The following is a 2362-nucleotide window of genomic DNA, read 5'->3' as shown; positions in this document are numbered from 1 at the left end:
GGCGCACCTGCGCCAGCGCGTCGCCGACGACCGGCAGGCCCGCCAGGTCCGACAGGCACAGCAGGCCGGCGCGCAGCCCGTCATCCAGATCGTGGGCGTGATAGGCGATATCGTCCGCCATGGCGGCGATCTGCGCCTCGACCGGCGCGTAGCATCCCAGGTCCAGCCCCAGCATCCCGGCATAGCGGGCGACATAGCCGGTGGGATGATCGACCGGCCCGTTATGCTTGATCAGCCCCTCCAGCGTCTCCCAGGTCAGGTTCAGCCCGTCGAAGCCGAAATAGCGGCGCTCCAGCTTGGTCACCTGGCGCAGGGTCTGGGTATTGTGGTCGAAGCCGCCCCACTCGCCCATCGCGGCGGCCAGCGCGTCCTCGCCGGCATGGCCGAACGGGGTGTGGCCCAGATCGTGCGCCAGCGCCAGGGTTTCGGTCAGGTCCTCGTCCACGCGCAGATTGCGGGCGATGGAGCGGGCGATCTGCGCGACCTCCAGCGAATGGGTCAGGCGCGTGCGGAAGAAATCCCCCTGATGGTTGACGAAGACCTGGGTCTTGTATTGCAGCGTGCGGAACCCGGCGGAATGCAGGATGCGGTCGCGGTCGCGCTGCCACGGGGTGCGGCTGGGCGATTCGGCTTCGGGATGGAGCCTGCCGCGCGCGGTGGCGGTCTGGACAGCATAGGGGGCGATGCTCATATTGGTCTCAATCCCGCATGGGCGGCGTGCCCGACCGCCGGACGGGCCGGTCGCGCCTCCTGTGTCGATACCCTGCCCCGCGCCGCAAGACCAGTGCGCCCGGCTAGTGCCCGGCTAGTGCTACGACCCTGGCGCGCCACCTTGGCGCGCCACACGATGATGGTGAACCCGATGGACATGACGCACCCCGACTCCCGGCCGGACGCCGGCTTCCGCGTTTCCCCCCAGGCCGTCGCCCGGCTCGAGGAAATCGTGGCCGCACAGCCGGCGGCGGGCGCGGTGGAGCAGGACACAGGCACCCCCGGCTTGCGCGTCAGCGTGCTGGCCGGGGGCTGCAACGGGTTTCAGTACCAGTTCGCGCTCGACGACGCGGTGCGCGCCGACGATACGGTCATTCCGGCCGGCCGGACGCGCGTCCTGGTCGATTCCGCCAGCCTGGACCTGCTGGCGGGGGCCGAACTGCATTTCACCGACGCGCTGATGGGCGCGCATTTCACGGTCCGCAATCCCAACGCCACCTCGTCCTGCGGCTGCGGCACCAGCTTCTCCATCGACTGATCCGCCGATCCCCTCATGAAAATCGCAAGCTGGAACGTCAATTCCGTTCGCCAGCGCCAAAGCCATGTCCTGGACTGGCTGGCGCTGGAAAAGCCCGACCTGCTGGGATTGCAGGAAATCAAGTGCGAGGACGGCGCCTTCCCCGCCGACGCATTCCGCGACGCGGGATACGAATCGGTGGTGGTGGGGCAGAAAAGCTATAACGGGGTCGCCATCCTGTCCCGGGTGCCGTTTTCCGTCACCGCCCGCGCCCTGCCCTTCCTGGCGGACGACATGCCGCAGGCCCGCTATGTCGAAATCGAGGCCGAGGGCCTGACCTTCGGCAATCTGTATCTTCCGAATGGCAATTCGGGCGGCAGCGCGGGGTACGAGGCCAAGCTGGCCTTCATGGAGGCCCTGGCCCTGCACGCCCAGTCCCTGCTGGCGGCGGGGCGCGATGTCATCCTGGCCGGCGATTACAATGTCTGCCCCACCGACGAGGACTGCGCCCCCGGCGCCCTGCCGCCCACCGACGCGCTGCTGCGCCCGGAAACCCGCGCGGCCTTCCGCCGGCTGGTCTGGCTGGGCCTGACCGACGCGGTGCGGGCGCTGCATCCGCACGGGCGCTATTACACGTTCTGGGACTATCAGGCCGGGGCCTGGCCGCGCGATTGCGGGCTCAGGATCGACCACGCGCTGCTGTCGCCCCGCATCGCCGAACGGCTGCTCAGCGCCCAGCCCGACCGGGATGAGCGCGGGCGCGCTCAGCCCTCGGATCACGTGCCGCTGGTGGTCACCCTGGCCGCCCCCTGAAGGGCCGCCTTGCGCAAAAACGCGCAAAAAAGCGGGGCCGGGTTCCCCCGGCCCCAATCCCTCGACCCCAATCCCCTTGACCCGGCCCCTTGACCGAACCCTGGAACCGTCAGCGCCAGCCGGGACGCACCCAGACCCAGCGCGGACCACGCCGCATCCAATGGCCCCCTCCCCAGGCGCCGCGCGCGCCATAGCGCACATAGCGGCCCGGCACCCAGACATAGCTGCCATTGATCCAGTCCCAGCCTCCGCGGCGCCAGACCCACTCCGGACCACGGGGCGGCGGTATGATTTCGGCGCGCGGCGGCGGCAGCGGCGGCG

At 69.9% G+C, this 2362-nt stretch carries 3 protein-coding genes and 1 pseudogene; 2 read left to right on the top strand and 2 right to left on the bottom strand.

Going from position 1 to position 2362, the window contains the following annotated elements; genetic code table 11:
• On the bottom strand, window positions 1-691 hold a 691-nt coding region (dgt, locus tag HUK84_RS15165), incomplete at its 3' end, for a dGTP triphosphohydrolase (protein ID WP_176641027.1).
• 177 nt (window positions 692-868) lie between these two features.
• Between dgt and HUK84_RS15160 the strand changes: the two genes are divergently transcribed.
• Both HUK84_RS15160 and HUK84_RS15155 read left to right on the top strand, forming a co-directional pair.
• The gene (locus tag HUK84_RS15160; RefSeq protein WP_374729371.1) at window positions 869-1249 is read left to right on the top strand and encodes a HesB/IscA family protein; all 381 of its coding nucleotides are present in this window, start codon (window positions 869-871) and stop codon (window positions 1247-1249) included.
• A 15-nt stretch (window positions 1250-1264) separates the two neighbouring features.
• Window positions 1265-2041, top strand: coding sequence for an exodeoxyribonuclease III (locus HUK84_RS15155; RefSeq protein ID WP_176641026.1), 777 nt, complete (start codon window positions 1265-1267; stop codon window positions 2039-2041).
• A 109-nt stretch (window positions 2042-2150) separates the two neighbouring features.
• On the opposite strand, the pseudogene HUK84_RS15150 reads toward HUK84_RS15155, so the two are convergent.
• Window positions 2151-2362: pseudogene (locus tag HUK84_RS15150) on the bottom strand (YXWGXW repeat-containing protein); the annotation flags it as partial.

This window comes from Nguyenibacter vanlangensis, from assembly GCF_013376155.1.
GTDB lineage: Bacteria > Pseudomonadota > Alphaproteobacteria > Acetobacterales > Acetobacteraceae > Gluconacetobacter > Gluconacetobacter vanlangensis.
This window is presented reverse-complemented; position numbering and strand designations above follow the sequence as displayed.

Excerpts from the sequence above, each read along its gene's own strand:
- HUK84_RS15155 (WP_176641026.1), top strand. The coding sequence starts at position 1,265 with ATGAAAATCGCAAGCTGGAACGTCAATTCCGTTCGCCAGCGCCAAAGC.
- HUK84_RS15160 (WP_374729371.1), top strand. The coding sequence starts at position 869 with ATGACGCACCCCGACTCCCGGCCGGACGCCGGCTTCCGCGTTTCCCCC.